Origin of the sequence: Buttiauxella massiliensis (assembly GCF_902500225.1) — a bacterium.
Taxonomy (GTDB): Bacteria; Pseudomonadota; Gammaproteobacteria; order Enterobacterales; family Enterobacteriaceae; genus Buttiauxella; species Buttiauxella massiliensis.
In genome coordinates this window covers 201,368-224,826 of record NZ_LR722655.1, presented here as the reverse complement: position 1 = coordinate 224,826, position 23,459 = coordinate 201,368, and the positions used below count along the sequence as shown (strand labels likewise).

Here is a 23,459-nt window from a genome sequence, read left to right as displayed (position 1 = left end):
GAAGTACGGGAAATCACGGAACGCTGGCTGAATGAATACAACAGTGAGCGGCCCCATGAATCCCTGAATAACCTGACGCCGGAAGAATACCGGCTGATGGCTGAGAAACCGGAAATCTCAAAAAGTGCGTGGAACTAAAGCTGGGATACTTACAAGATCATCAGTATTCTCCGCGAGACTAAAGCCGGGGTTTCAGGCCGTGAACTCGACCGCAAGCACATCACCTTTTACGCCAGATGTAAAAGTTTCGCGGTATGGAAGTGCCGGAAGTTAAGCGTCTTAAGGCTCTCGAAGAAGGTAACGCCCACCTGAAGCCATGCTGGATATGGAGGCGATCTGGGGCGAAAGTACTGACGACAGACCAGAAGCAGCACGCTGTGGTAGTGATGTGGACGTGATGGGTCTGTCGCAACGTCGTGCCTGCAGCTCGCTGGTTTGTCGCTGTCAACATTCCGTTATGAGGTTCAGCGTCAGGCAGCACCTAATCTCACCTAGGTCAATGGTCTTTGTCATGAATGCACTGGTCACCGGATTAAGTTCCTGACCTGACTGGATGATTTGACGAAGGAGTGCCTGACGATTACCGCCGTTTTCGTGATTTCAGACGTGCAGTTAACGCGCATTCTGGACAGCATTGCACTGCTTCGTGGCTATCCGGTGGCGGTAAGAACCGATCAGAGGCCCGGATTTACCTGCTGGCCGCTGGACCAGTGGGCCTTTGAACATGACCTAGAACTTCGGCTTATTCAGCCGAGCAAACCAACACAGAACGGATTTATTGAGAGCTTTAACGGACGCTTTCGTGATGCATGTCTGAATGAGCATTGTTGAGCGAAATCATTCGCATCAGGTCAATCCCTAATGACTGTAAGCTGGACTATAACGAATGCGGACCCCATTCAGCACTGAATTTTCAGACGCCATCTAAATTTACAGCAGGCTGGAGAAATGGAAAATTTGAAGGTAAACAAACCGACATGACTAACTGACGGCTGTATCTAATACTAAGGCTGGTCATCTCCTTCAAACAGCCTGCATTCCTTAACAGAAAAAATTAGCTTGCCAGTCATAGCACTCCGGGAGTCCTTTTTCAGATACTGTCGATGGGATTAGCTTTCTTATCCTCCAAAAGTCTACCTTCTTAAACTATTCGCAACCAATTCAATCCAGATCAAATTTCAAGGGATCATCGTTGTACACAAAGTGCCAATTTAGGGATAGTATCGACAGCGTATCCTGTTTTTAATTGGCAAAACGGTAATTATGATGAATATCTATGAAGAGCAGTATCAATTATTAAAGCAAAATGGCGCGCAGGCGTGGGCTGGTGAAGGTTATAAGCGAGCGCATCAACAATTAGCTCTCATTCTGCAAGAGTTAAAACAACGTAATATCCTACCCTCCCCTGGAGCTTCATTTCTGGAATTAGGCTGTGGAAATGGTGCGATGTCTTCTCAATATATGGCAGAGCGTGGCTACGAAGTATCTGGTGTTGATATTTCACAAACCGCAATTGAGTGGGCAATAGAGCGATTTTTGACACTTGGGCTTAAAGGGCATTTTACCCAGGGCGATGTCTGCCATCTTAAGCAGCTGGAAGCAGATTCATATGATGTTATTTTTGATGGAAGTTGCTTGCATTGCCTTATTGGTTCACAGCGTGAATTGTGTCTTACAGAAATAAGACGTCTGATAAAACCAGAAGGTACGGTTGTTATCAGTACTATGGCTGGGAAACCGAAAAAACCTGAAGATTTACGAGATTTTGATGCCGATAATTACCATTTAATGAGGAATGGCCAGCCATGGAGAACCTTAAAGCCTCTTACACTACTGGAAGAAGAGATCAGCAATCAGGGATTCTCGATTATTTATACCGACCTGAATCATAATCCATGGTGGGATCATGCCACTATTTGTTGTAAGCCATCATAGAAATGAGAATGTATTGTAAGATCAAGCTATCTCATTCAACTCAATCAATTTCCCGCGGTAAAATTTTATATCTCCTGAGCCTTCTAGCTCTCTTACAACCTTCTGAACAGCACTCCTCGATATATTATTTCTGGAAAGAATAAAATTGTATACAGAAGTTGTGTGTCTTTCTGGTTCACCTAAAGCCCAAATTTCCTTCAAATGTTCAACAACGATCTCCCTGGCTGATGATTTATGAATTAGTTTTCCTTTAGGCATGCAGATATATAAATACTTTCTGATTATAAAAAAAGCATCTTGCCATAGACTTTTCTCTGTAAATAAATCAAAAGCAATATTCGAATCAAGGATCCACATTGAACATTCGCTTTTACACTGAATGAAATGAGTCAGCCCAATATCATGTATATGGCCAAGTCCAATAACTGCGGGCGCTTTAATAGAGTTAGTCAGTAGCCCATCTTCAATACGATGAATAGTAACAATGCCCGATTTAAGGAATGCAACCTGATTATCCTGAATAATCTCTACGTGCTGCCCCCTTTTTCTAATTGCAAAAAAAGCATGTTTACATTTTTCTATCTCTTCACTGACTACTTTTACTGAGTGCGAGATATCCGTTCGACTGTTCATATCATAAGTGCCCTATTAATACCTTCTGGATTAATTTAAAGTATTACTTCTTCAATTGGCACAGGCTTACCCGTGTGGTATCCCTGTAACCAATCTACACCTATTCTTATTAGCTCTTGCTTGATCTCTTCATTTTCAACAAATTCTGCAACGACCTGCATTTTTTTGATTCTAGCAACGGTGCAGAAAGATCTAACTAAAAAGTGATTTAAGTCATCATGAAGAATCTTGCGGATAAAAGACCCATCTATCTTAAGAATATCAGCTTCTATTTCTTCCAGGCGAGAATAGCTGGAGCAACCGGCACCAAAGTCATCAATGGCTATCTTGCAACCAAGACTGCGCATCTTTTCAAGCTTTAAAGCGGCTACTTTAGTATCAATAATGTCCGTTTCGACGATTTCAAAAATAATTCTGTCCGGTGATATTTTGTACTTCTTGAATAGCCCCATCAAATGGTCAATAAAATAGATATGATGAAGCGTCCGCGGGGCTAAATTAATACTAAATTTACTTTCAGATTTTGATTCCTCAAGTGACTGTATAAATCTGAATGTTTGTTCAATAACAGTCATATCTAATTGAGCAAGAATCCCAGCTTGTTCTGCAATAGGAAGAAATGCGTCAGGAAATAAGAGCTTTCCATCTTTGTTTCTGATCCGAATAAGGACTTCATGATAGTATGAATCTGTACGTGATGAGATCACAGGCTGAGCCATGAGTATAAAAGACTGGTTGTCTATAGCGCTTTGAAGCTCACTCCGTATATTGTCATTACTCTTTATATTACGTCCCACCGTCAAAAAATCTGTATCATCCCAAACGACCATTACCGGAACTTCACTATTGATAGATTCTGCAGCAACAGCAGACAATTTACCGACAATCATTAATAAATTATATCTTTCTGGCAAGCTTAACATGTAAGCCAACCCTGAATTAATGCCCAATGTATTATTGCCATGCGAAAAACGGTATGTCTTAACTAAAGAATATATATTATTAATATGCTCTTTATCAGGAGAACTCAGTCTAATATAAAGCCCATAACCTGGTTGATAATAGATCTCTTCATTATCCTGAAGATGAGGGAGAAGATAGGCGGTCAATGACTTAACGAACATAAATCTAATGCTAAGCCCATGCGTTTGTGTCAAAGTCCAAAGCTCAGGGCAGTGAATTAAAGCAAGCCCGGACCCAGGGTAGTCAGCAAGAGATTTTTTGAGTGCATAAACATTCGATAAGCCAGTATAAAACTCAGTTTGCATTAGCCTGGTTATTTTTTTGATATATGAGCGATTACTTGAAACCAGCACTCCAGATAAAACTAAAGAGAAGGACACAACTAATAGTGTGGCAGATGCAGTTGCCAAAGGTTCAAGGATTTCAAGTTCACTGATAGCGTAATTATATTGTATATAACCATCACTGTGGAATCCGAGCAGAATCAAAACAGCACTCCAGATGGGAACAATAAATGAATGACCAATAGTTACTGTTCCCCAGACCATTATCGGGAGTAACCATAACAACCCATATCCGGTAAATAATAAAAATGTTTGCTTAGTAGATAGTAAGCAATACATGATACCAATGAGAGAGCATAGCCATATAATCCGATAGAATATTCGCGAACCTGAAAATATTATTTTAATTTGTTCATTAAGGTAACGCGAACACCATGCTGTATTGCTGATACATCTAAGAATAAGATAACAGAATGGTACACCAGTAAGGCAAGATGTCATCATCCATTGGACGTTAATCAAGTTTTTGGTGCTAAAAAATTCACCATACAAAACTTCATCAAAATGAAATAAAAACAACATTAACTGATGAATAACTTCAAACACTACAGAGTTAAAAACAACCAACCAACCGATACGATGAAATGTTAATTTGTAACGACCGAAACTGACTGCACCTTTGCTTCCAACAGAGATAAAATATATCAGGCAGCTGATTGAAGCGGCCAGAAACTGTGAATAAACAGTGAGGTTTTGCAACACAGATTGCGTGTTTAAGCTGTAGATAATAAGCAGCCCGAGTGCAGGTATGGCTCTGACACCATATAAAACAAGTAGTGCTGTAAACAATGGCAGCCTGAGATCATAGAATGTCAGAGCATATCCACCCACTTCAGCACTACTCATTAGTTGACCAAAAACATAATGAAACAGAAACAACAATACACAAGCTTCCAACATGCGTTTAATCGTATTTCTGGTTTCTGCACTTATTTGCATTAAACAACTTTCCATCTATCAATATGTACAAAAAAACATCCATGTGAGAGTAAGCCTCGCTTTAACATCATGATGTTAATTGCAGCTCCTTTTCATAGGTTGAAACATTATTAGAGCAATGATGATTTTCTTTCAGGACCTGGCATAATTTTTCAACTGGTAACGGACGCCAGAAAAGGAACCCTTGTGCCAGTTCGATACCAACAGAGCGAACCTGGGCAAGTTCCTGGTCTGTTTCAATCCCTTCAATAAGAACCTGGCGCAGCTCATCTTCAGTTTCAACACCTTCAATAACAAGATTGCAGTGCGTGAGTCGGCACAGTCTGGTGACTTGTTTTAAAAACTGCAGCCCACCATTTTCAGCTAGCCCCTGCACTAGTGAACGATCAAGCTTTATCTTGTCGAGCGGATATCGTGTCAGATAATTCAGTGTCGAGTACCCTGCCCCAAAATCATCAAGAGCAATACGAATCCCCATTGATTTTAATTTTGTCAGCACCGAGGCCACATTTACCGGGTCGATAACAGCTTGTGACTCTGTAATTTCCATCTCAAGAGTCCAGCCTGGAGGTAAAGGTTTTTCCAGCACTTGGGATATCACTTTAAATAATCTCTTGTCCAGCAGTGTCTGCGCCGAGACATTGACCGACAGAGTCATTTCATTAAATTCTTGAAGATGATGATGTAGATAATTAACAGATTGTTCGATAACCCAGAAATCTATATCTGCCATCGCTTTGAGGCGATCATAATATTGTAGGAAAGTAGGTGGCGTAATTTTACCATCTTCACCCTGATGGCGGATTAATGCCTCAACCCCAATAATGCGACGGTCGGAGATCCGTACCTGAGGCTGAAAATAAAGAATGAAATGACCACTCGATTGTAAGTGTTGCACCTTGCTCAGTGCATCAAGATAAGATTTTTCTTCGGACTGCAGCGTATGCCCAGGAACCAGGTCTAAATTTGTTGGTGGTAAAAACAGATTCAACTCAGGGGTTTTAAGTTTGCTAATAGACCATTTTCTAACAAATGGTGTGTAGATAAGCGCGCTTACGCCAATAATAATGATATTCAGGACAATGGCTGAAACCGAGCCCTCGGTGGCAAGCCAGGTGCTCAAAATAGGTGGAACGCTCCAGTTTACCGCTTCAGAAACAGGGGGCACCAGATGCCAGACAGTTGCAGTGTACGCTATTGTATAGGACACAGCTGGCACCAGAACAAAAGGGATAATCAGCAAGGGGTTCATGACTATCGGCAAGCCAAAGATCAAGGGTTCATTCACATTAAACAGCGACAGCGGAAGCGATAAGCCAAGCAAATTCCTGTGCGGAGATTTTTTATTCAACAATATGCATAGCAACATTCCCAGGGTATTTCCTGTACCACCCATGGTGCACCAGATATTATAAAAAACGGGGCTAATAATGTTTAGCTGCCCTTGCCCTGCATGCCAGGCAGCAATATTGCTATTCATTTCGGCAATAAACCCGGCATCAATATCGGCACAAATAAAATACCCATGAATACCAAAGAACCACGGTATGCAGCGAAGAACAATATAAATCAACCCATCGATGAAGTTATCAGGGTAAGAGTGTAGTAGCGTTTGCGATATTACGGGAAAAATTAAAAGGTAAATGGAGTGGGCTACCACGCCAATAATCAATGTGGAAAAGGTGATAATGAGTACAGAACAGAAGAAAAGAGCTGATGTTTTTCGGCTTTTGCTTTTCAGGAAATCAACTGAATCCACTAAAGCGATAGTTTTTTCCAGCAATAAATTGACCATAATGCCTGAAAGTAAAGCTAAGGGAACAGTAATATCAAAGAAGAAAAGCTTATCATTACTGATAACCCGGCTAATAAATAGCAAGCTACAGAAATTAATAGTCAAAAAGTGGATAACTGAATATCGATTACGAATTGCCCAATGTAAAGCCATAAAGGCATTTATTGCGATGGGCATAAATTCTGTAAGCGTTTCTTGTAACTGGAACAACTGTACCGAAAAACTCCCCCACCCCAGCTGGTTGCAGACGATTGAGCCAACAAGAAGTAATGCACGGATGATGGCAAAGGGGACAATAGCTAAGGAGCTTGCGACAATAGACTTTATAACTCGGTTATTGAATAACAAAATCCGACTGTTGTTGAGCTGATAAATAAAAGTGTTCTGAAACCATGTACTCATCTCAAAAATACTCTTTTTTGGACATTTATTGCCTGACTGAAAACTATATTTATAAAAATTCCGAATATTTCAAAATGCTGAATTTTTTGTATGAGTTATAATTCATCAGAGTTTCTTATTAATTAGTGTTGCCGGAAAGATGCATACATTTTGCTAGTTATGACGCACTGCAAACTCAATTGTTAGAGTGGTGTTAGCCAGGAAGCTATTGCCATGCTCAATATATAAACACAGATCGATATAAACGATCAATAAATTAATTTCGATAGATTTAATCAATAGGTCTGATAGATCATTCACCCATAATAGATCGATAAAACCTATCAATTTGTTTAGTTATATGATTAAGTTTTAAAGAAATGTTAACGCACTTTGTGAGGTGTTTGTAATTACGGGAAATTAAATTCTGACATTTACTTCTAAATATTATGTGAAAAGAGGTGCGATATAATAAATAAGTGAACGATAAACAAACAATAGTGTAAGTGTTTGTTACATATATTTTTTTACTATGAACATAGCGTTTTAACGGACAACTCTGGTTGCTCACATTAATTTATTGGACGAATAGATTGATTTACAACCCCTGGTCTGGTGAGCAGCAAAGTTGTTTTTATAGGATCATCTCATTAATTGACTGATCAACCCGTGGTTGCGCTAGGCATTTTGATTTGAAATAACAAGTACAACATCTTCCACACAGCCGATTTTTATTTCACTGGTTCTATTTATTTTACTCTTGTCGATAAGCAATAAAGATTGTGCTGCGCGCTTCATGAGTAATGATTTAAATTCCGCATTGTAAGCATTGGAATCCCATAGCACACCATCCTTATCAACTCCCTCACAAGAGAAAAGAAACAGATCGATATCCAGCTCTTTAAGTTGGGAAATAATTGCAGGATTGACGTAACAAGCATATTTACGTTGAAGCAAGCCGCCTGAACTAATGAGCTGTATATTTTTCCATTTTGCAAGTTCCTGGCAAATACGCACACTATTGGTAAAAACAGTGATATCAATATCAGGGAGTTGTTTTGCCAAATACCAACATGTTGAACTCGCATCGAGCGCAATAGTCATTCCAGCACTAATCCACGGTAGTGTCTGGCGTGCAATATCGGCCTTGCTGGCAAAATGGCTTTTGAGGCGAGCGCTAAATGGGTCTCCACTGTCATGAGTGTCGCGCTTGATGCTCTTAGCTCGCCCATGCTGGCGAATGATTTTCCCCTGCGTCTGTAAAGCATTCAGATCACGACGGATGGTTTCTTTACTGACCTTTAATAGCTCGGCGAGATCTTCAGTTGTCAGGGTTTCATGTTGTCGAATGAGTTCTACTATAGCCGCATGACGCACCGTTTTCACAAGCCCTCTCCTCTACCTGAAACAACCATGCGCCGGTGGCGCATGGCAAAACAAGGAGTCTGAGACTACGGCGTAACCCCTTTCTTTAACAGAATATTCCCGTATTTAGCGGTCTCACCTGTGATGACGATCGCAAATGCCTGCTGCGCTCGTTCATAGAATGCAAAGCGATCAATACGGCTGACCTTATGTTGCGGCTTTTCACCAAATAAAGCCTGCAAATACCGGGTTTCAACACATGGATCTAATTCATCGCCTTCAACTGCCGCCATCATGACGAGCGGGGGCGCGTAACTATCGAGTTCAAATAACGGAATAATTGCGGCCAGTAACTCGCTCACTTTTAAACCATCGGCGCGGATAACATTCGGGCCCATGCTATGGGCAGGAAAATGTGCATCTGAAAAAATGATTTCATCGCCGTGGCCCATTTCAGCCAATGTTTTAAGTAGCTGAGGCGAAATTAATGGAGATATGGTTTTTAACATCGTTAAACCTCTTCGAATATTTCGGAGCACTGGCAAGCGAAGTCTTGATATTGCGCGCTTTGCTTGCCTGGATAATAAGACTGGTAGCAATAGTTAACTTGCTGGCGCGCTTGTTCTGGTGAGGTGTAAAAGTTGGCACCACTCCAGGCAAACATTGCCGCTCCCAGAACGGTGGTTTCCGCATCTTGTAATACTTTGATAGGTAGATTGAGCACATCCGCTTTTATTTGGTTCCACAGTGGGTTTCGGCTCCCTCCCCCAACCAGCAGCAACTCTTTAGCTTTAAAACCGCCGATATCTTCCAGCACTAACAAGTTTTGCTTTAGCTGCCATGAAAGGCTCTCTAACGCCGAGCGATAGAAATGACCGCGTTCTGTATGCAGATGCACACCACTCCAGCCTGCCTGCTCGCGCCTGTCGAGAAGTTGGCAGTTCATACGTAAACCTTCAGAACCTGGTGGGATCGTTTTGGCTTCAGCGATCATCTGCTCATATACAGCAGGCAATGTGCCATCCGGCCAATACAGCTTACGAACCCATTCCAGAACACCGGAGGCCAGCCATTGCAAACCGGGATTAAACAGACCAGAACAGCTATCAAGCTCGCACGTTGAACCTGCAAAACGTGGCAGCAATGAGGTATTAACCTGCGGGGTGCGTACCATCAGGATTTCCCAGGTTCCCGATGAAAGCACTGGCTGATCTAACCCCGCGCCGGAACCAAATAACGCAAACTGGGTATCATGCCCGGCTGAAATAACCGCTGTTCCCGCTGGTATTCCAAGGCGTTGTGCCATATGAGGTAAGAGATTGCCGATATGCTCGCCTGCGGCAACAAGACGTGGAAACAGCTCTATCGGCAGGCCGGTACGCTGAAAAATAGTCTTGCTGAAGATTTCCTGCCGAACATCTAATAATTGGCTGGTTCCCGCCATAGTGCGGTCGGTCGTGAATTCGCCGGTTAGCCGCTGATTAATCAATGAAGAGATAAATAGCCACGCGTGCGCTTTTTCCAGTAACTCGGGGCGGTTTTCTTTTAGCCAGATAAGTTTATATAAGGTGTTAAAGCTGAATTGACCGATACCCGAAATAGTTTGTAGCTCACCGGGGGTAATGTAGCGGTCAATTTTTTCCATAATTTCTGACGTGCGGGGGCATTTCCAACTAATTATCGGATAAATGAGCTCCCCTTGAGCATCCACCAGCGCGCCATCCACACCAAATGTTGTGACACTCAACGCATGAATTTTATCGCCTTTGAGCTGCGGAATAATTTGCATACAGCAGTCGGAAAAGCGCTGCAAAATGTCATCTAGCGACCAAATGTGCCATTGGTCATTTTCTTCAGCTGCAAGGCTTACATTAGGTAAAGCCGCTTTCGCGACCACATTGCCTTGCGAATCCACAGCAATGGCACGGATGTTAGTGGCGCCACAGTCCAGAACAATCACCACATCACGATTCATGATGCTTCCTTTGATAAGTATAAATGTGCCCCCCTCCAGACAAAGGGAGGCGACAAAGGGGCCTGGTTATAAGCAACCCCCTGGAGCATTATTTTTTATACAGTGGCCCGTAGTTTTGGCAGGCGCGATAGTCCTGGCCTTCCACATCCATACCATGAGCACCCCATGAAGATGGGCGATAAATGTCACCGTCCTCGACGTTATGCATACACACTGGAATGCGCAGCATTGACGCAAGGGTAATAAGGTCAGCACCCACATGCCCAATAGTCAGCACACCGTGATTAGCGCCCCAATTTGCCATCACAGAGTAAACATCAGTGAATGGGCCTTTGCCTGTCAGGCGTGGGGCAAACCATGTGGTTGGCCATGTTTCATTAGTGCGTTTATCCAGAATGTCATGCACATCTTTTGGCAGCTCAACGCTCCAGCCTTCCGCAATCTGCAAGACCGGCCCAATGCCCTTAATAATATTGATACGGGACATCGTGAATGCCACGCCACCGCGAGTGAGGAAGCGTGATGAATAACCGCCGCCACGGAAATATTCATGGATGGCCGGGCACCATTCGGTAGCTTGCAGGCAGTCATCAGCCTCTTTCTTGCTGATTTTCCAATGCGGCTTCATGGTTGGCTTGCCCTGCTCATCAAGCTGGCGACATGAACCATCAAGTGCTGCGGAACCGGAGTTAATTAAATGGATAATTCCGTGCTCAGCATGCCCGGTCAAATCGGTACCGGTTACGCGTTTCACCGCTTCTGGGGACCAGTAAGTACGCACGTCAGCGAATACCTGGGCCGTACCCGTGAGCATATGCCCAAACAACATTGCCACACCGTTCAGACTGTCATTTTCGGTCGCAAGCACATACGGCTTGCGCACCCCATTCCAGTCGAAAGAGCTATTTAACAAGGCTTCAGCGGTATCACCATTCGGGTATTGATCCGTCCAGTGACGTTGCCCCTGGAAACCGGCGGCGATGGCGTTATAACCAAGGGATTCTTCAACAAAACCTTTTTGTGCCAGCGCAGGATTGCCCTGCATCATGTCGCGGATACACATCGCCATTAGCAAGCTTTCACGCAATACCTGGCGGCTGCTTTCAGGGGAACGGCGATATTGTTCCGCGTTAAGATCCGGCCCGTAGCGGAAGTTTTTATCGGCCCAGGCCAGTGCCAGCTCTAGTTCCTGTTCATCATAAATTTTCTGGTCAATACGACGACGTAGCTCGGTCATATCAACAGACTGCACCTTCATACCCAGCCAGGATTCAAAGAAATTGTGGTCCACAATGGAACCTGCAATCCCCATTGAAACGCCACCCAGAGACATATAGCTTTTGCCTTTAATACTCGCCACAGCCAGGCCTGCCCGAGCAAAACGCAGCAGTTTTTCTTGTACATCCGCAGGAATAGATTCATCGCCGCCATCTTGTACGTCATGGCCATAGATTGAGAACGCGGGGATCCCTTTTTGGCTGTGGGCAGCTAACGCCGCGGCCAGATAAACTGCGCCAGGACGCTCTGTACCATTGAACCCCCAGATAGCTTTCGGGCGGAACGGGTCCATATCGATGGTTTCACTGCCATAACACCAGCAAGGCGTCACAGTAATGGTAAGGCCAACATTCTGTTTACTAAATTTGTCGTCACAAGCTGCTGACTCTGCCATTCCGGCGATGCAGCCATCGGCGATAATGCATTCAACCGGTGAACCACAGGCATGGTGAAGTTGTTCGCTCAGCAGTGCCGCCGTGGCTTTCGCCATATTCATGGTCTGCTCTTCCAGTGATTCACGTACCCCCATACGGCGACCATCAATCACAGGGCGAATACCAATTTTTGGTAGATTTTTAGACTGGTGTTGGCTGTTCATTTTATTCCTCAAATTAATCAGTAAATTGCACTTATTAAGGTTGAATTGCTTAAGCCGTTACACGCGGCATTACGTTTGATCTGAATTTGGCGAAAATGAAAATAATGGCGAAGCACAGCGCGGGGATGATTTCAGCAGCCGGGATATTGCCCGCCGCATCACTGACGAACCCCATAATCGGGGTGACAATCCCGCCACCGACAATAGTCATCACGATAATGGATGAACCATATTTGGTATCCTGGCCCAGTCCCTTGATGCCTAAGGAGAAAATCGTTGGATATTGAATGGACATAAACATGCTGCATAAAGTCAGCGCTATCAGGCCAAGATGCCCGCCCAGCACGGCTGAGATGATGCATAACAACATGGAAACGAAGGCATAGATGGCCAAAACTTTAAAAGGTGCATAGCGGCGGATTAACCATGTGCCGCTGAAGCGTCCGATGAAGAAACAGACCATGGTGGCGGTAAGATAGTTGGCGGCAAACCCTGGCGTAGTCCCCGGCAGCTCTTCGATAGCGTAACGAATCAAGTAACTCCAACAGGCTGTTTGTGCGCCGACGTAGCAAAACTGAGCTAATACAGCCCAACGCCAGTGGCGAATACGCAGCAGGCGAGATATAGAAGCCATGACTGAACCAGCTTCTTTACTTTCGTCATGGGAATCACTTTGAATCGAAGGAAACTTGGTCAACGCAATTAATAGCGCCACAACTAATACGACCGCTACGATTATCATGTAGGGAGACTGAACGGCGAGCACCAGGCTGTGGTTATAAGCACCAAGCTGGTCAGGCGTCATACTCTTTAATACGTCATCTGATTGATGAGGAACATGGGAAAGAATAAGGCCCTGACCAAATACTACGGCAACAATGGCTCCGAAAGAGTTAAAGGTTTGAGCTAAGTTAATTCTAAAATGCCCTGACTCTTCAGGCCCTAACACAGTAACAAACGGGTTAGCTGCGGTCTCCAGGCAACCAAGCCCTGCTGCTATAATAAACAAACCAATTAAAAACAATGAATAACTCATTCCTTCCGCAGCAGGCCAAAATAAAGCCGCACCAATGGCGTACAGTAATAACCCAGTAATAATACCGGCTTTATAACTCATCTTCTTCATCAATATCCCGGCAGGGATAGGAATAAGGAAGTAGCCAAAATAAAATGAAGACTGAATAAGCCCAGCCTGGAAATTTGTTAATGTAAAAGCCTGTTGGAATTGCGGTAGTAAAATATCGTTAAGATTGTTCGCTACAGCCCACAGGAAAAAGAGTGAACATAATAATGCAAAAGGAATGGCGTAGTTCCCTTTGCGCTCATTGCTGGCAACGCAGTAGCTCTCTGACTGAATTGAAACTTGTCCCATAGCACCCTCGTTAAATATTAAGTACATCTGCTTTTATTTCCGCAGCAACATAATCAATACAGTCAGCCAATTTCTAATCTGACAATCATGCGGCTTGTGCGGTAAGTGCAGCTATTCTTAAAACAAAAAACGCTTAAAAATATGAGTTCAGTCACATTAAGCATTATTAGCAGGTGAAGTGTGAGCATGATCACTTCAGTAAAAGAATTAATATGCCCGTTTCCGTCAAGCATTGAATAAAAAACACAACATGCATGCCCGATTGGTTTTATTTATTTTAAAACGGGCACTTTTAGATATTTAATGACATAAATTGCCCGTTTAAATCCACTTGAGATAAAACGGACATTTTTACTATTTCCACAATTGCGTTATTGAATCTAAATAAGCCATTTAACTTGATGAAGATCACACTTTCTGAACTGGCAACTTCTTAATAACTCTTGCTGGATAAAGATAAAAATCACATTCCCCATTCATGTTTATTTTTTATTCAAGAAGTTTAGAGAGGCAATAAAATGGAAAGAGATTTACTCGCACGTGAAATCATTCACACCTGTCTGGAAATGACTCGCCTGGGTCTAAATCAGGGAACCGCTGGCAACGTCAGCGTGCGTTACCAGGATGGGTTACTCATCACCCCCACTGGCATTCCTTATGAAAATCTCACAGAGGAGCAGATTGTTTATATCGATGCCGACGGTAAACATGAAGAGGGAAAGGTTCCTTCCAGCGAGTGGCGCTTTCATCAGGTAGCTTATCAGACGCGCCCAGATGCCAATGCTGTCGTGCATAACCACGCGGTAAATTGCACCGCGATATCCATTCTTAACCGCCCAATTCCGGCCATTCATTACATGATTGCCGCAGCAGGCGGAAGCACCATTCCTTGTGCACCTTATGCCACCTTTGGCACCAAAAAACTTTCTGAGCACGTTGCGGTAGCGCTTAAAAACCGTAAAGCCACGCTTTTGCAGCATCACGGTATGATCGCTTGTGAAACGAACTTACAGAAGGCTCTTTGGTTGGCTCATGAAGTTGAAGTTTTAGCGAAGCTCTATCTTTCAACTCTGCCAATCACTGATTCCGTCCCGGTCTTGCCTGATGAAGAAATCGCCATTGTGCTTGAGAAGTTTAAAAGCTACGGCCTGCGTGTTGAAGAATAAACCCGCCAGAAATTCATTTCTAAGCAAGGATTTTCATAATGACCAAAAGAATGATTTTGAATGAAACGTCATGGTTTGGGCGTGGTGCTATCAATGAATTAGTGCCTGAAGTTATGCGCCGGGGTTATGGCAAAGCACTGATAGTGACCGATGCCCAATTGGTTGCCTGTGGCGTGGTAGAAAAAGTGACATCAAAACTGGATGCTGCTGGGCTTCATTACCAGGTTTTTGATGCGGTTACACCTAATCCAACCATCAAAGTAGTGCAGCAAGGGTTAGCGGCTTTTCAGCAAAGTGGCGCCAATTATCTGATTGCCATTGGTGGGGGATCACCACAGGATACCTGCAAAGCCATTGGCATCATCAGCGCCAATCCAGAATTTGAAGATGTACGTAGTTTAGAAGGCATGGCGCCTACACACAGCCCAAGCGTGCCGATTTTGGCGATTCCAACCACAGCAGGTACTGCGGCAGAAGTGACCGTCAACTACGTCATCACCGATGAAGAAAATCGCCGCAAATTTGTCTGCATCGATCCTCACGATATCCCGCTGGCCGCTTTTATTGATGCTGACATGATGGACGGAATGCCCCCCTCATTAAAAGCAGCAACCGGGGTTGATGCGCTAACCCATGCCATCGAAGGCTATATCACTCTTGGCGCCTGGGAGCTCACTGATGCTTTGCATCTTAAAGCTATTGAAATTATTGCATCTTCTCTGCGTGATTCGGTTGCAGGCAAAGCAGAAGCCGTTGAGAAAATGGCATTAGGGCAATATGTGGCGGGAATGGGATTCTCAAACGTCGGGTTAGGGTTGGTTCACGGAATGGCGCACCCGTTAGGTGCGTTTTACAACACACCTCATGGCGTCGCTAATGCAATTTTGCTACCGCACGTGATGCGCTACAACGCAGAATTTACGGGTGAGAAGTATCGTCATATTGCGCAGGCAATGGGTTTTGAAGTGACTCACGCAACTCTTGAACATGCGCGAGAGGCGGCAATTCAGGCAGTAGAATCTCTTAATCGTGATGTCGGTATTCCCGCGACATTAAGAGAAGTTGGGATGCGTAAAGAAGATATTCAGGAGCTGGCGCAGGCAGCGTTTGACGACGTGTGCACGGGAGGAAATCCTCGTGAAGCGAAGATTGAAGAGATTGCCGAGTTATATTTAAAAGCACTATAAACCCTAAATAATTCAAGTTGTGGAACAAAAGGCTTTGGCCTTTTGAACAGTGCTTGCGCTGGCCCGCGAAGGGGCTAAGGCGAACAGCCAACGCATCAACAATTTGAAGTATGACGGGGATAAATTGCCTGAATAACAACCACGTTTCTAAATATCAGGGGCTGCCGAATAACACGCGGCCCCTGATGATCTTAATTTATCGCGTTAATTTCAAAGATTGCCGCCGAACGATTAGGCATAGATATCTGCATCTCCCCACGCGTTCCATCCCAGTGAGACTCATGAGTGATGGTGGTTGGGTAACCTTGCTTAATCACAACCTCTTTTGCCGCCAGTTCGCTAATAGGTAACACACAAACAGCCTGTTCCCCTTCACGACGCCACACCGCCAGCAGTCGTTTTCCACCTGGTGCGATCAGCCCTAAAGCCACCCACTCATCTGAGAAACGGGACAGTCCGAGTGGCCAGAAAGGCAGTGCGTATTTAATGTCATCACGCAGCGTTTTATAGAAACTGATTGCCTCCTGCACCAGGTTAAAATTAGCCTCAGAAAGTTCAGCTAAATGCCCACTCTGATGTATGCGTAGCAACATCGCCGATACCTGATTAAAGATGACTTCCTGCTCATCACCATCGCGCATTGGATACGACCAAATAGCCGCCTGTTCAGGGGTAACTGCCGTTGGCGCATTGGCAGCAATCGTGGCGTATTTCAGATAATCTTCCTGGTCGCTGGTCGACTGAATTGAACAGCGGCTTAACAACGCGTAATCCATGCGTAACCCACCACTACCGCAGTTTTCAATTATCAGTTGTGGATGGCGGGCGAACACATCATCCAACCAGCTCAGATAAGCGCGATTGTGTTTCAGCAACCCATCACCAAAGCTGTCAGCTCCCTGCTCGGTACCAATTCCTGGCTCGATGTTGTAATCCATTTTGATGTAACCAACGCCATAAATATCCACCAGACGATTAATCACCTCATTGGCATGTGCAATAACCGCCGGGTTTGTGAAGTCGAGTTGATAGCGGCTTCGATCAAAGACCCTTTTCCCGTGGCGCATGAAGAACCAGCTATCATCAGTCTCCGCCAGCTTTGGAGACTTCACGCCCATGACTTCTAACTCTAACCATAATCCCGGGGTCATTCCTTTATCGCGAATATAGCTAATGACGAACTCAATACCTTCCGGGAAACGTTCTACGGACGGCAACCATTGGCCAACGCCGTTCCACCACTCACCTTTGTCATACCAGCCACAGTCAATACAGAAATATTCCGCACCAGCCGCAGCCGCAGCATCAATTAACGGTAATAATTTTTCGGTGGTCGGATCGCCAAACAGACAATTCATATAATCATTGAAAATAACGCCGAGTTTCTGGTTATCCTCGTTAATCCGACGAATGCGACGGCGATACTGCGTCAATACGCCCATTGCATGGTCAAAACCTTGAGCAGTCACCCCAATAGCAACAGGAACGGAGGTAAACGATTCGCCAGAGTTTAATTGCTTAAACCAGTGACTATAAAATTCGTTAGGCCCACCTAGTTGCAAATACAAGTGATCGGCCTGGTCACCTATTTCCCAGTGCCAGGATCCATTGTTTTCAATTTGCCAGAATAGTCCCGTATTGTTATGGCTATCATGCAAATAAGCCATTGGTAAATATTCTTTAGTGGACCATGCGCCGGTATTAGTAAAGTGCATTGGTTTTGACGAACGCTGCAATCCTTTTTGAATACATGGCGTAAAACCTAACTCATCAAAACTATATTTTCGCCATTGTAATTCTCTCGTCCAGCTATTGTGCGGAATGTGGAGTGAGAAATTCCTCTCCCACTCTGGAGAACTATCTTTTTCTATACCATTAAGGACAAAGCTTGATAAATACTCTAATGTTTGCGGGGTATTTCCTTTATTGGTAATAACCGTCCAACTACGAATAATTGATAGCTCACTGTAAAATTGATAATGCACCTCAACGCTGATTTCACTGGCTGTATCTGTCAGTAAAAAAATAAGCTTGCGCCCTTGATCATTATGGTTATCACTAAAGGAATCGAACTGTAATGTATATCCCGGCGCTGTTGCTGTAAAACCTGCACCGTGACGTTCCAGTGGCTTATCAAGCCCGGACAAATTCACCTCCACCAGATTAAAGCGCGATTGAGCATCACTATTATCAGTAATTTTTTCTGGGTTAAAAAATTCTGTCGAAAAGTGTAATAAACGGGCACGTTCCGCCAAATCGAAAACCATAGTAATACCGTTTTCGACGATAGTTAATAATTCAGACATGAAAACCTCAATATAAATTAGTGCGCAGGAATAAGTGACTGAACTCGTTTACGCGATAAAGTGAATACTGATATAACCGTGAATACCAGAGCGACAAGACCAAGGATAGTGTAAGATTCTTTAAAGCCCAGCACGTCATACATACCGCCAATAGTCGTGCTCATAAATATTTGGCTAAACTGTTTTGCAAACTGGAAGCCGATTAAATAGACCGTGGCAGATAATTTCCAGTCGAAGTTAGCAGAAATATATTTCAGGGTGGCAATAATGAGAATTGAACTTTCAAAACCATGCAAAAGTTTCATGGTTGAGATCAATACTGGTCCCGTTGCCATTGCGCTACCAATAATACGGAAAGTCATAATAAATCCGCAGTACAGTAAGGCATTTTTCGGGCCAATTCGGTTAACGATGGCTGGCGCAAAGAACATTGTCATGGCATCAAGGAAAATCTGCGCGGTATATAAATAACCAAAGACTTCCGCGCCACGCGCTTTGCTTTCAAAGAACGTGCTGTAGTAAACCGCAAATTGCTGATCATATGTTTCATATACAGCACCGACACCCACCATATACAACACCAGAAACCAGAATCTTTTGGTGCACAGCAGATCGAAAATATCGCTCTTATTCACCTTCGCACGTTCAGAACTGACGTTACCAAGGAAGTTTTTCCCCGGGCGAAACACCAGCAAGATCAACGCAAGACAAACACCTGCTGCGCTGGCCATAATAAAGATGTAATCCGGGTTGACGACAAATAATTTACCGGAGAGAAACGTACCTACGGCGGCACCAATCCCCCCCCACATACGCGCACGGCCAAATTCAAATCCATCGAGACGTGAAACTTTATCAATATAGGCTTCACAGACCCCGCAACCACATCCGAAAGCAAGGCCGATAAAGATACCGCCGGCGGCCGCTCCAGCAATTGCACTGACTTTCAGTAGTGGTGCAAAGACCCAAATCCACCACGGTGCGAATGCAATCATCAGGATGACCAGCATCCACATCAGATGTTTTCGAAAATGCAGTTTATCGGCAAGAATGCCAAATATCGGTTGGAAGACGACGGCGACGGTAGCAATGCAGGTATAGACCATACCAACTTCAGCAGAGTTGATACCGATTCTTTCAGTAAGCCATAAAGATAAATAGGGAAAGCAAGACCCCCAGCAGATAAAGAAGAACAGAAACCATAAGCTTGATAAAAGGTAGTTCTGTTTTTGTATCCCGTTTCCTGACGAAGACATAGACACCTCATTATTTTTTAGTAAACAAACCAAGGCCACCTTAGTGATTAAAATTAACCCTGCAAAGATCACTGCTTCCTGAAGCGTGACAGGTATCACACTCTCTGTTTTTTAAAGCCATTTAATGTGATCTGCGCAATAAAAAAACAACAAAAGATATTGTGATATTCCTTAGGCACTCATAAATCCATCATGAAAATGCTATTTTTAGTAATCAAGAAAAATAACACTGAAAAACATGTTGAGGAAAAATATGAAAAGATTAGGTCTGGATATTGGCGGAACCAAAATTGAAGCTGTGGTGCTTGATGAGCAAGGTAACGTTGTTTACCGCCAGCGGTACCCTACCTGTAAGGAAAACTATCCGGCTTTCCTGAACAGCATCAGTGGAATCATTCAGGAGGCAGAAAAGCATGTTTCGGAAACTCTTAGTATTGGCATCGGTTTACCCGGCACACCGGATCCGCAAACCCATCTGATCAAAAATTCGAATATTCAGATTATTAATAAACAACATTTTGTTATTGATATTACTGAATTAATTGGCAAACCTGTTGCTGTAGCAAATGATGCAAACTGCTTTGCCCTTTCCGAAGCTATCGATGGGAGTGGTATGGGTTTTCATGCTGTGTTTGGTGTAATTCTGGGAACAGGCTGCGGAGGAGGTTTAGTCGTTGGGCAGCACTTACTGACTGGGCCAAATGCCTGTAGTGGAGAATGGGGCCACAACCCCCTGCCTCATTACAATCCGCAACGTGATGGCATTACATCTCGCTGCTACTGTGGTCAGGATAATTGTCTCGAATCATTTATTTCTGGTACCGGCCTTGAACGTCAATACCATCAAAATTATAGTAAACATGGTAAAGTCCCTGACATAATTTCTCTTGTCAGAGCTAACGATGTTACGGCGATGCAATGTTGGGACAACTTTCTTGATCAAGTTGCCCGGGCATTAGCCAGTGTGGTGAATTTGTTGGACCCTGATGTCATCGTTATTGGTGGCGGGGTATCAAATATTGCCGAGCTTTACACATCGTTACAGCAACGTATGGCAAAGTATGTATTTGGCAACAGCTGTGGCACCCCGCTGATTGCGGCGAAATACGGTGACAGCAGTGGTGTAAGAGGTGCTGCGTGGCTTGGCCATCAAAAGATTAACCAAGCTTTTCAACGCAACAAGGAAGATGCGAATGAACGCTACGGTGCATCAGGAAATTAAACGGGAGAGGCATGACTAAACCAGTAAGAATCAGAGATATTGCGCAGGCATGTGGGGTATCCGTCGGCGCAGTTTCACGTGCGCTAAAGGGCCAACCGGGCCTGAAAGAAGAGACACGACAGCGTATTGTGGCCATCGCCGAAGAGCAAGGATATGACTTTTCGCGACTGCACAGCGACAAGATAAAACGGGTTCTCTTCTTGCTACATCGTCAGCATGATATTGCGCGTGCTCTGCCCTTCTATTCGTCATTGCTACTTGGCGTCGAAGATAATTGCCGCGCGAAAGGAATTGCGATGAGTTTTTTGGCAATCGGTCCGGATGATGCGATTAATGATCAGGTTCTTCTGCATCACCCTGATGCGCTAATTTGTGCGGGATACTTTGAACCGCAACTCATTGCTACGCTCGCGCAGATGAAATTACCTATGGTGCTGGTCGACTTATGGTCACCTGGCCTGCCGTGTGTTAACCCTGATAATGTTCATGGTGGTTATTTAGCCACCCAACATTTGATTAAACTGGGTCGAAAACGTATCGCTTTTTTAGCCAGTACACTCTCCCATTACAGTATTCGTCAGCGTGAGAAAGGCTATCGCCAGGCGCTGTATGAAGCACAAATGTTGATGCCGCCTGAATATGAGGTGATTGCGTCCCCACTGGTTGATACAGAGCAATCCCTGATTTATGCGATGAACGAACTGTTAAACCTACCCACTCCCCCTGATGCTATTTTCGCTTACAACGACGTCACCGCGATGATTGCTATTAATATGTGCGAACAGCGTGGATTAAAGGTGCCTGAGGATGTGGCGATTGTTGGATTTGATAATATTGAAACCGCAGCCTGGGGACGTCCTTCATTAACAACGGTTGCCGTCGATAAGCATAAATTAGGACATCAGGCAGTCAGCTTATTACTCTCTAATGCATTACAGGAGAAAAACCAGCTATTGCCAGTGAAGTTGGTTATTCGAGAAAGCAGCGGTAAAGAAAAGTAACGCTGAGCACACCAGCCTGACCAGGCTTCAATCATTAGGCTTGAGCGAAATATAAGGCTTCTTTAAATAATAAGAAGCCCTGACTTTGTTGTTACCACTCTAAAAATGGTAATCGCCTGCGCGCATTAGCTGCTGACTCAAATATCCCTTTTGCCATAGCTTCTCCAATTTCCGCACAGACAGTCAGCCCCTGAACGAAGGGTTGATCGTGCATCAGATAAGGCAGCGCCCCAAAAGCAATGCGCCCACGAACAGATTCCGGTTGTAATAATATGTAGTCCTCACCGACATCCGGAATATCATCGCCGCCAGACTCGAGCTGTTTTCGTAGGCCAGGAAACGGTAGATCTTTAGTCTTAAGCGGCCTTTGCCCGCGGGCATCAATAAAAACGTCAAACTCATAAACATTTTGCCCGACGGAAATCGCCGTCTGTTTCTCTTTTACATCCATCTTATAATCCGGCCCGAGCGTAAGAATGCTGATTATCCCGGCCTCGCGTAACGCCAGTAAACGGCGAATAGATTGCGATGGAATGGCTGCGTAATTGTCGATGAACACTCGTGCAAGGCCCACGTTAAAACGCTCCCGGTCCTGCTCGTCCAGATAAGGCACAATCAACTGGACGGCTTCATGTAACCGAAGGATCACGTAACGCCAGGGAACCGTTCGCTTGTCGCGCTTATTGCGTTCAACTTCATAAAGATTGGCTTCAGCCCAATGAAACGGGTCGTTCATTTTCCTGTCAGCAAACCAGGCTTTAGCAAAACTATCCGCATCCAGGGTATTGAGCGCCAGATGTTTGCTCCATGCCGGATCTGCACGTTCAATTTCCTCAACCATAAGGCCGAAAACCCGATTGAGAAGACCATCGGCCCCAGCTGAAATTTCGTGATTAATCGCCTCTTGCGTCACGACAGTTAATGGCTCGTAAGGGATTGGACAGTAGAAATCAGCTTCCGGCAGAATCCCCGATCGGGACATAAGCACAATGTTAAGCTTTTCACTCCCCTCATCGAGATTGAAATGGATTTGCTCTTGTTCCGATTCAACAAACTCTCCATGCTGGATGACCACTGCCATCGCGGCATCCAGAGCACTCAACGATGTCCCCATAATTCCGACCTTACACGCAGCAATTTTAGCCTCCATCAGCCCTGACCATGGGCTTGGGAAAAAGGTGCGGGTCGACTTATCCTCATCAGGCCATACGTGCCCGGTGGCAATCACGACGAGATCAAACAACGCTGGGGAAGGTTCACCTTCTGCCCACAGTTTTACTCCCTCGGTAGTCGCCTCCAGATCGGTGACCTGGCAAGATTCATGAACCTCCACGCGGAACCCTTGCTCTTTTGCCTGAACAACCAGCTCCAGAAACTGATCGCGGAAGTACTCGCCAAGAAGGATACGCGGTAGAAACTGTCGGATATGAAGTGAGTCATGGCGAACACCATAACGCGCCAAATGATCTTCACTTTGGCTGCGCAACCAGTCAATGTAGGTCGAAAAAATAGGCGGGATTTCGATGCTGGCAATATTGGCCAGCATCATTCGGGAGTTTTCTTCATCACTGTAAGGCATGCCAACCCCTGCCTCACTGTCCTGCTCATAGATAGAAATGGACAGTGGCACTTGCTTCTTCAGAAGGGAGAAAAGAGTGTAAATGCCCGTAGGGCCTGCGCCGACAATAGCGATTCTTTTCATCAATCTGCACCCACCGTTGTTATAAAGTCTTCCATCTCTCT

Annotated in this window: 17 protein-coding genes and 1 pseudogene; 7 read left to right on the top strand and 11 right to left on the bottom strand. The window is 44.5% G+C overall.

The window, feature by feature from the left end; genetic code table 11:
• The 3 genes and pseudogenes from GC128_RS14370 to GC128_RS14360 form a co-directional block, all read left to right on the top strand.
• Positions 1–138, top strand: a 138-nt coding sequence (locus tag GC128_RS14370) for an integrase core domain-containing protein (RefSeq protein WP_151994885.1), incomplete at its 5' end; no start/stop codon positions are given.
• Positions 139–156: 18 nt separating this feature from the next.
• A pseudogene (locus GC128_RS14365) lies at positions 157–989 on the top strand (integrase core domain-containing protein).
• Between the two features lie 274 nt (positions 990–1,263).
• On the top strand, positions 1,264–1,935 hold the full coding sequence (locus GC128_RS14360; protein WP_325063692.1) for a class I SAM-dependent methyltransferase: 672 nt from the start codon (positions 1,264–1,266) through the stop codon (positions 1,933–1,935).
• A 21-nt stretch (positions 1,936–1,956) separates the two neighbouring features.
• Here GC128_RS14360 and GC128_RS14355 read toward each other — a convergent pair whose 3' ends face one another.
• From GC128_RS14355 to fucP, 8 genes are all read right to left on the bottom strand, one after another.
• Positions 1,957–2,568 (bottom strand): helix-turn-helix domain-containing protein, encoded by a 612-nt coding sequence (locus tag GC128_RS14355; RefSeq protein ID WP_151994883.1) that lies wholly within the window; start codon positions 2,566–2,568, stop codon positions 1,957–1,959.
• A gap of 35 nt (positions 2,569–2,603) precedes the next feature.
• Positions 2,604–4,814, bottom strand: coding sequence for an EAL domain-containing protein (locus tag GC128_RS14350; RefSeq protein WP_193216262.1), 2,211 nt, complete (start codon positions 4,812–4,814; stop codon positions 2,604–2,606).
• Between the two features lie 67 nt (positions 4,815–4,881).
• On the bottom strand, positions 4,882–7,011 hold the full coding sequence (locus GC128_RS14345; RefSeq protein ID WP_151994881.1) for an EAL domain-containing protein: 2,130 nt from the start codon (positions 7,009–7,011) through the stop codon (positions 4,882–4,884).
• Positions 7,012–7,668: 657 nt separating this feature from the next.
• Positions 7,669–8,376 (bottom strand): L-fucose operon activator, encoded by a 708-nt coding sequence (gene fucR / locus GC128_RS14340; RefSeq protein ID WP_151994880.1) that lies wholly within the window; start codon positions 8,374–8,376, stop codon positions 7,669–7,671.
• 65 nt (positions 8,377–8,441) lie between these two features.
• Positions 8,442–8,864, bottom strand: a complete 423-nt coding sequence (gene fucU / locus GC128_RS14335) for an L-fucose mutarotase (RefSeq protein WP_151994879.1) — start codon at positions 8,862–8,864, stop codon at positions 8,442–8,444.
• A 2-nt stretch (positions 8,865–8,866) separates the two neighbouring features.
• Positions 8,867–10,330 carry an L-fuculokinase gene (fucK, locus tag GC128_RS14330; protein WP_151994878.1) on the bottom strand — a complete coding sequence of 488 codons (1,464 nt, stop codon included), beginning with the start codon at positions 10,328–10,330 and terminating at the stop codon, positions 8,867–8,869.
• An 88-nt stretch (positions 10,331–10,418) separates the two neighbouring features.
• Positions 10,419–12,206, bottom strand: a complete 1,788-nt coding sequence (gene fucI / locus GC128_RS14325; RefSeq protein ID WP_151994877.1) for an L-fucose isomerase — start codon at positions 12,204–12,206, stop codon at positions 10,419–10,421.
• A gap of 49 nt (positions 12,207–12,255) precedes the next feature.
• Entirely contained in the window at positions 12,256–13,605 is a 1,350-nt protein-coding gene (fucP, locus tag GC128_RS14320) for an L-fucose:H+ symporter permease (RefSeq protein WP_255668742.1), read from the bottom strand.
• A 491-nt stretch (positions 13,606–14,096) separates the two neighbouring features.
• On the opposite strand from fucP, the gene fucA reads away from it, so the two are divergent.
• Both fucA and fucO read left to right on the top strand, forming a co-directional pair.
• Positions 14,097–14,744 carry an L-fuculose-phosphate aldolase gene (fucA, locus tag GC128_RS14315; protein WP_151994875.1) on the top strand — a complete coding sequence of 216 codons (648 nt, stop codon included), beginning with the start codon at positions 14,097–14,099 and terminating at the stop codon, positions 14,742–14,744.
• A 38-nt stretch (positions 14,745–14,782) separates the two neighbouring features.
• Entirely contained in the window at positions 14,783–15,931 is a 1,149-nt protein-coding gene (gene fucO, locus GC128_RS14310) for a lactaldehyde reductase (RefSeq protein WP_151994874.1), read from the top strand.
• A 191-nt stretch (positions 15,932–16,122) separates the two neighbouring features.
• Here the strand turns inward: fucO and GC128_RS14305 are convergent, their stop codons facing one another.
• Entirely contained in the window at positions 16,123–18,237 is a 2,115-nt protein-coding gene (locus GC128_RS14305) for a glycoside hydrolase family 36 protein (protein WP_151994873.1), read from the bottom strand.
• Between the two features lie 17 nt (positions 18,238–18,254).
• Positions 18,255–19,493 carry an oligosaccharide MFS transporter gene (locus GC128_RS14300; protein ID WP_151994872.1) on the bottom strand — a complete coding sequence of 413 codons (1,239 nt, stop codon included), beginning with the start codon at positions 19,491–19,493 and terminating at the stop codon, positions 18,255–18,257.
• A 253-nt stretch (positions 19,494–19,746) separates the two neighbouring features.
• Between GC128_RS14300 and GC128_RS14295 the strand changes: the two genes are divergently transcribed.
• Together GC128_RS14295 and GC128_RS14290 are read left to right on the top strand one after the other, a co-directional pair.
• The gene (locus GC128_RS14295; protein ID WP_151994871.1) at positions 19,747–20,715 is read left to right on the top strand and encodes an ROK family protein; all 969 of its coding nucleotides are present in this window, start codon (positions 19,747–19,749) and stop codon (positions 20,713–20,715) included.
• An 11-nt stretch (positions 20,716–20,726) separates the two neighbouring features.
• The gene (locus tag GC128_RS14290; protein ID WP_151994870.1) at positions 20,727–21,716 is read left to right on the top strand and encodes a LacI family DNA-binding transcriptional regulator; all 990 of its coding nucleotides are present in this window, start codon (positions 20,727–20,729) and stop codon (positions 21,714–21,716) included.
• Positions 21,717–21,807: 91 nt separating this feature from the next.
• On the opposite strand, the gene GC128_RS14285 is transcribed toward GC128_RS14290, so the two are convergent.
• Positions 21,808–23,418, bottom strand: a complete 1,611-nt coding sequence (locus tag GC128_RS14285) for an FAD-NAD(P)-binding protein (RefSeq protein ID WP_151994869.1) — start codon at positions 23,416–23,418, stop codon at positions 21,808–21,810.
• Between the last annotated feature and the right edge of the window lie 41 nt (positions 23,419–23,459).

What these genes read in the sequence shown, in the direction of transcription:
- GC128_RS14350 (WP_193216262.1), bottom strand. Translation starts at nt 4,814, where the DNA reads ATGCAAATAAGTGCAGAAACCAGAAATACGATTAAACGCATGTTGGAA.
- fucK (WP_151994878.1), bottom strand. Translation starts at nt 10,330, where the DNA reads ATGAATCGTGATGTGGTGATTGTTCTGGACTGTGGCGCCACTAACATC.
- GC128_RS14345 (WP_151994881.1), bottom strand. Translation starts at nt 7,011, where the DNA reads ATGAGTACATGGTTTCAGAACACTTTTATTTATCAGCTCAACAACAGT.
- fucO (WP_151994874.1), top strand. Translation starts at nt 14,783, where the DNA reads ATGACCAAAAGAATGATTTTGAATGAAACGTCATGGTTTGGGCGTGGT.
- fucP (WP_255668742.1), bottom strand. Translation starts at nt 13,605, where the DNA reads ATGTACTTAATATTTAACGAGGGTGCTATGGGACAAGTTTCAATTCAG.
- GC128_RS14290 (WP_151994870.1), top strand. Translation starts at nt 20,727, where the DNA reads ATGACTAAACCAGTAAGAATCAGAGATATTGCGCAGGCATGTGGGGTA.
- GC128_RS14300 (WP_151994872.1), bottom strand. Translation starts at nt 19,493, where the DNA reads ATGTCTTCGTCAGGAAACGGGATACAAAAACAGAACTACCTTTTATCA.
- GC128_RS14360 (WP_325063692.1), top strand. Translation starts at nt 1,264, where the DNA reads ATGATGAATATCTATGAAGAGCAGTATCAATTATTAAAGCAAAATGGC.
- GC128_RS14295 (WP_151994871.1), top strand. Translation starts at nt 19,747, where the DNA reads ATGAAAAGATTAGGTCTGGATATTGGCGGAACCAAAATTGAAGCTGTG.
- fucU (WP_151994879.1), bottom strand. Translation starts at nt 8,864, where the DNA reads ATGTTAAAAACCATATCTCCATTAATTTCGCCTCAGCTACTTAAAACA.
- fucI (WP_151994877.1), bottom strand. Translation starts at nt 12,206, where the DNA reads ATGAACAGCCAACACCAGTCTAAAAATCTACCAAAAATTGGTATTCGC.
- GC128_RS14355 (WP_151994883.1), bottom strand. Translation starts at nt 2,568, where the DNA reads ATGAACAGTCGAACGGATATCTCGCACTCAGTAAAAGTAGTCAGTGAA.
- fucA (WP_151994875.1), top strand. Translation starts at nt 14,097, where the DNA reads ATGGAAAGAGATTTACTCGCACGTGAAATCATTCACACCTGTCTGGAA.
- GC128_RS14305 (WP_151994873.1), bottom strand. Translation starts at nt 18,237, where the DNA reads ATGTCTGAATTATTAACTATCGTCGAAAACGGTATTACTATGGTTTTC.
- GC128_RS14285 (WP_151994869.1), bottom strand. Translation starts at nt 23,418, where the DNA reads ATGAAAAGAATCGCTATTGTCGGCGCAGGCCCTACGGGCATTTACACT.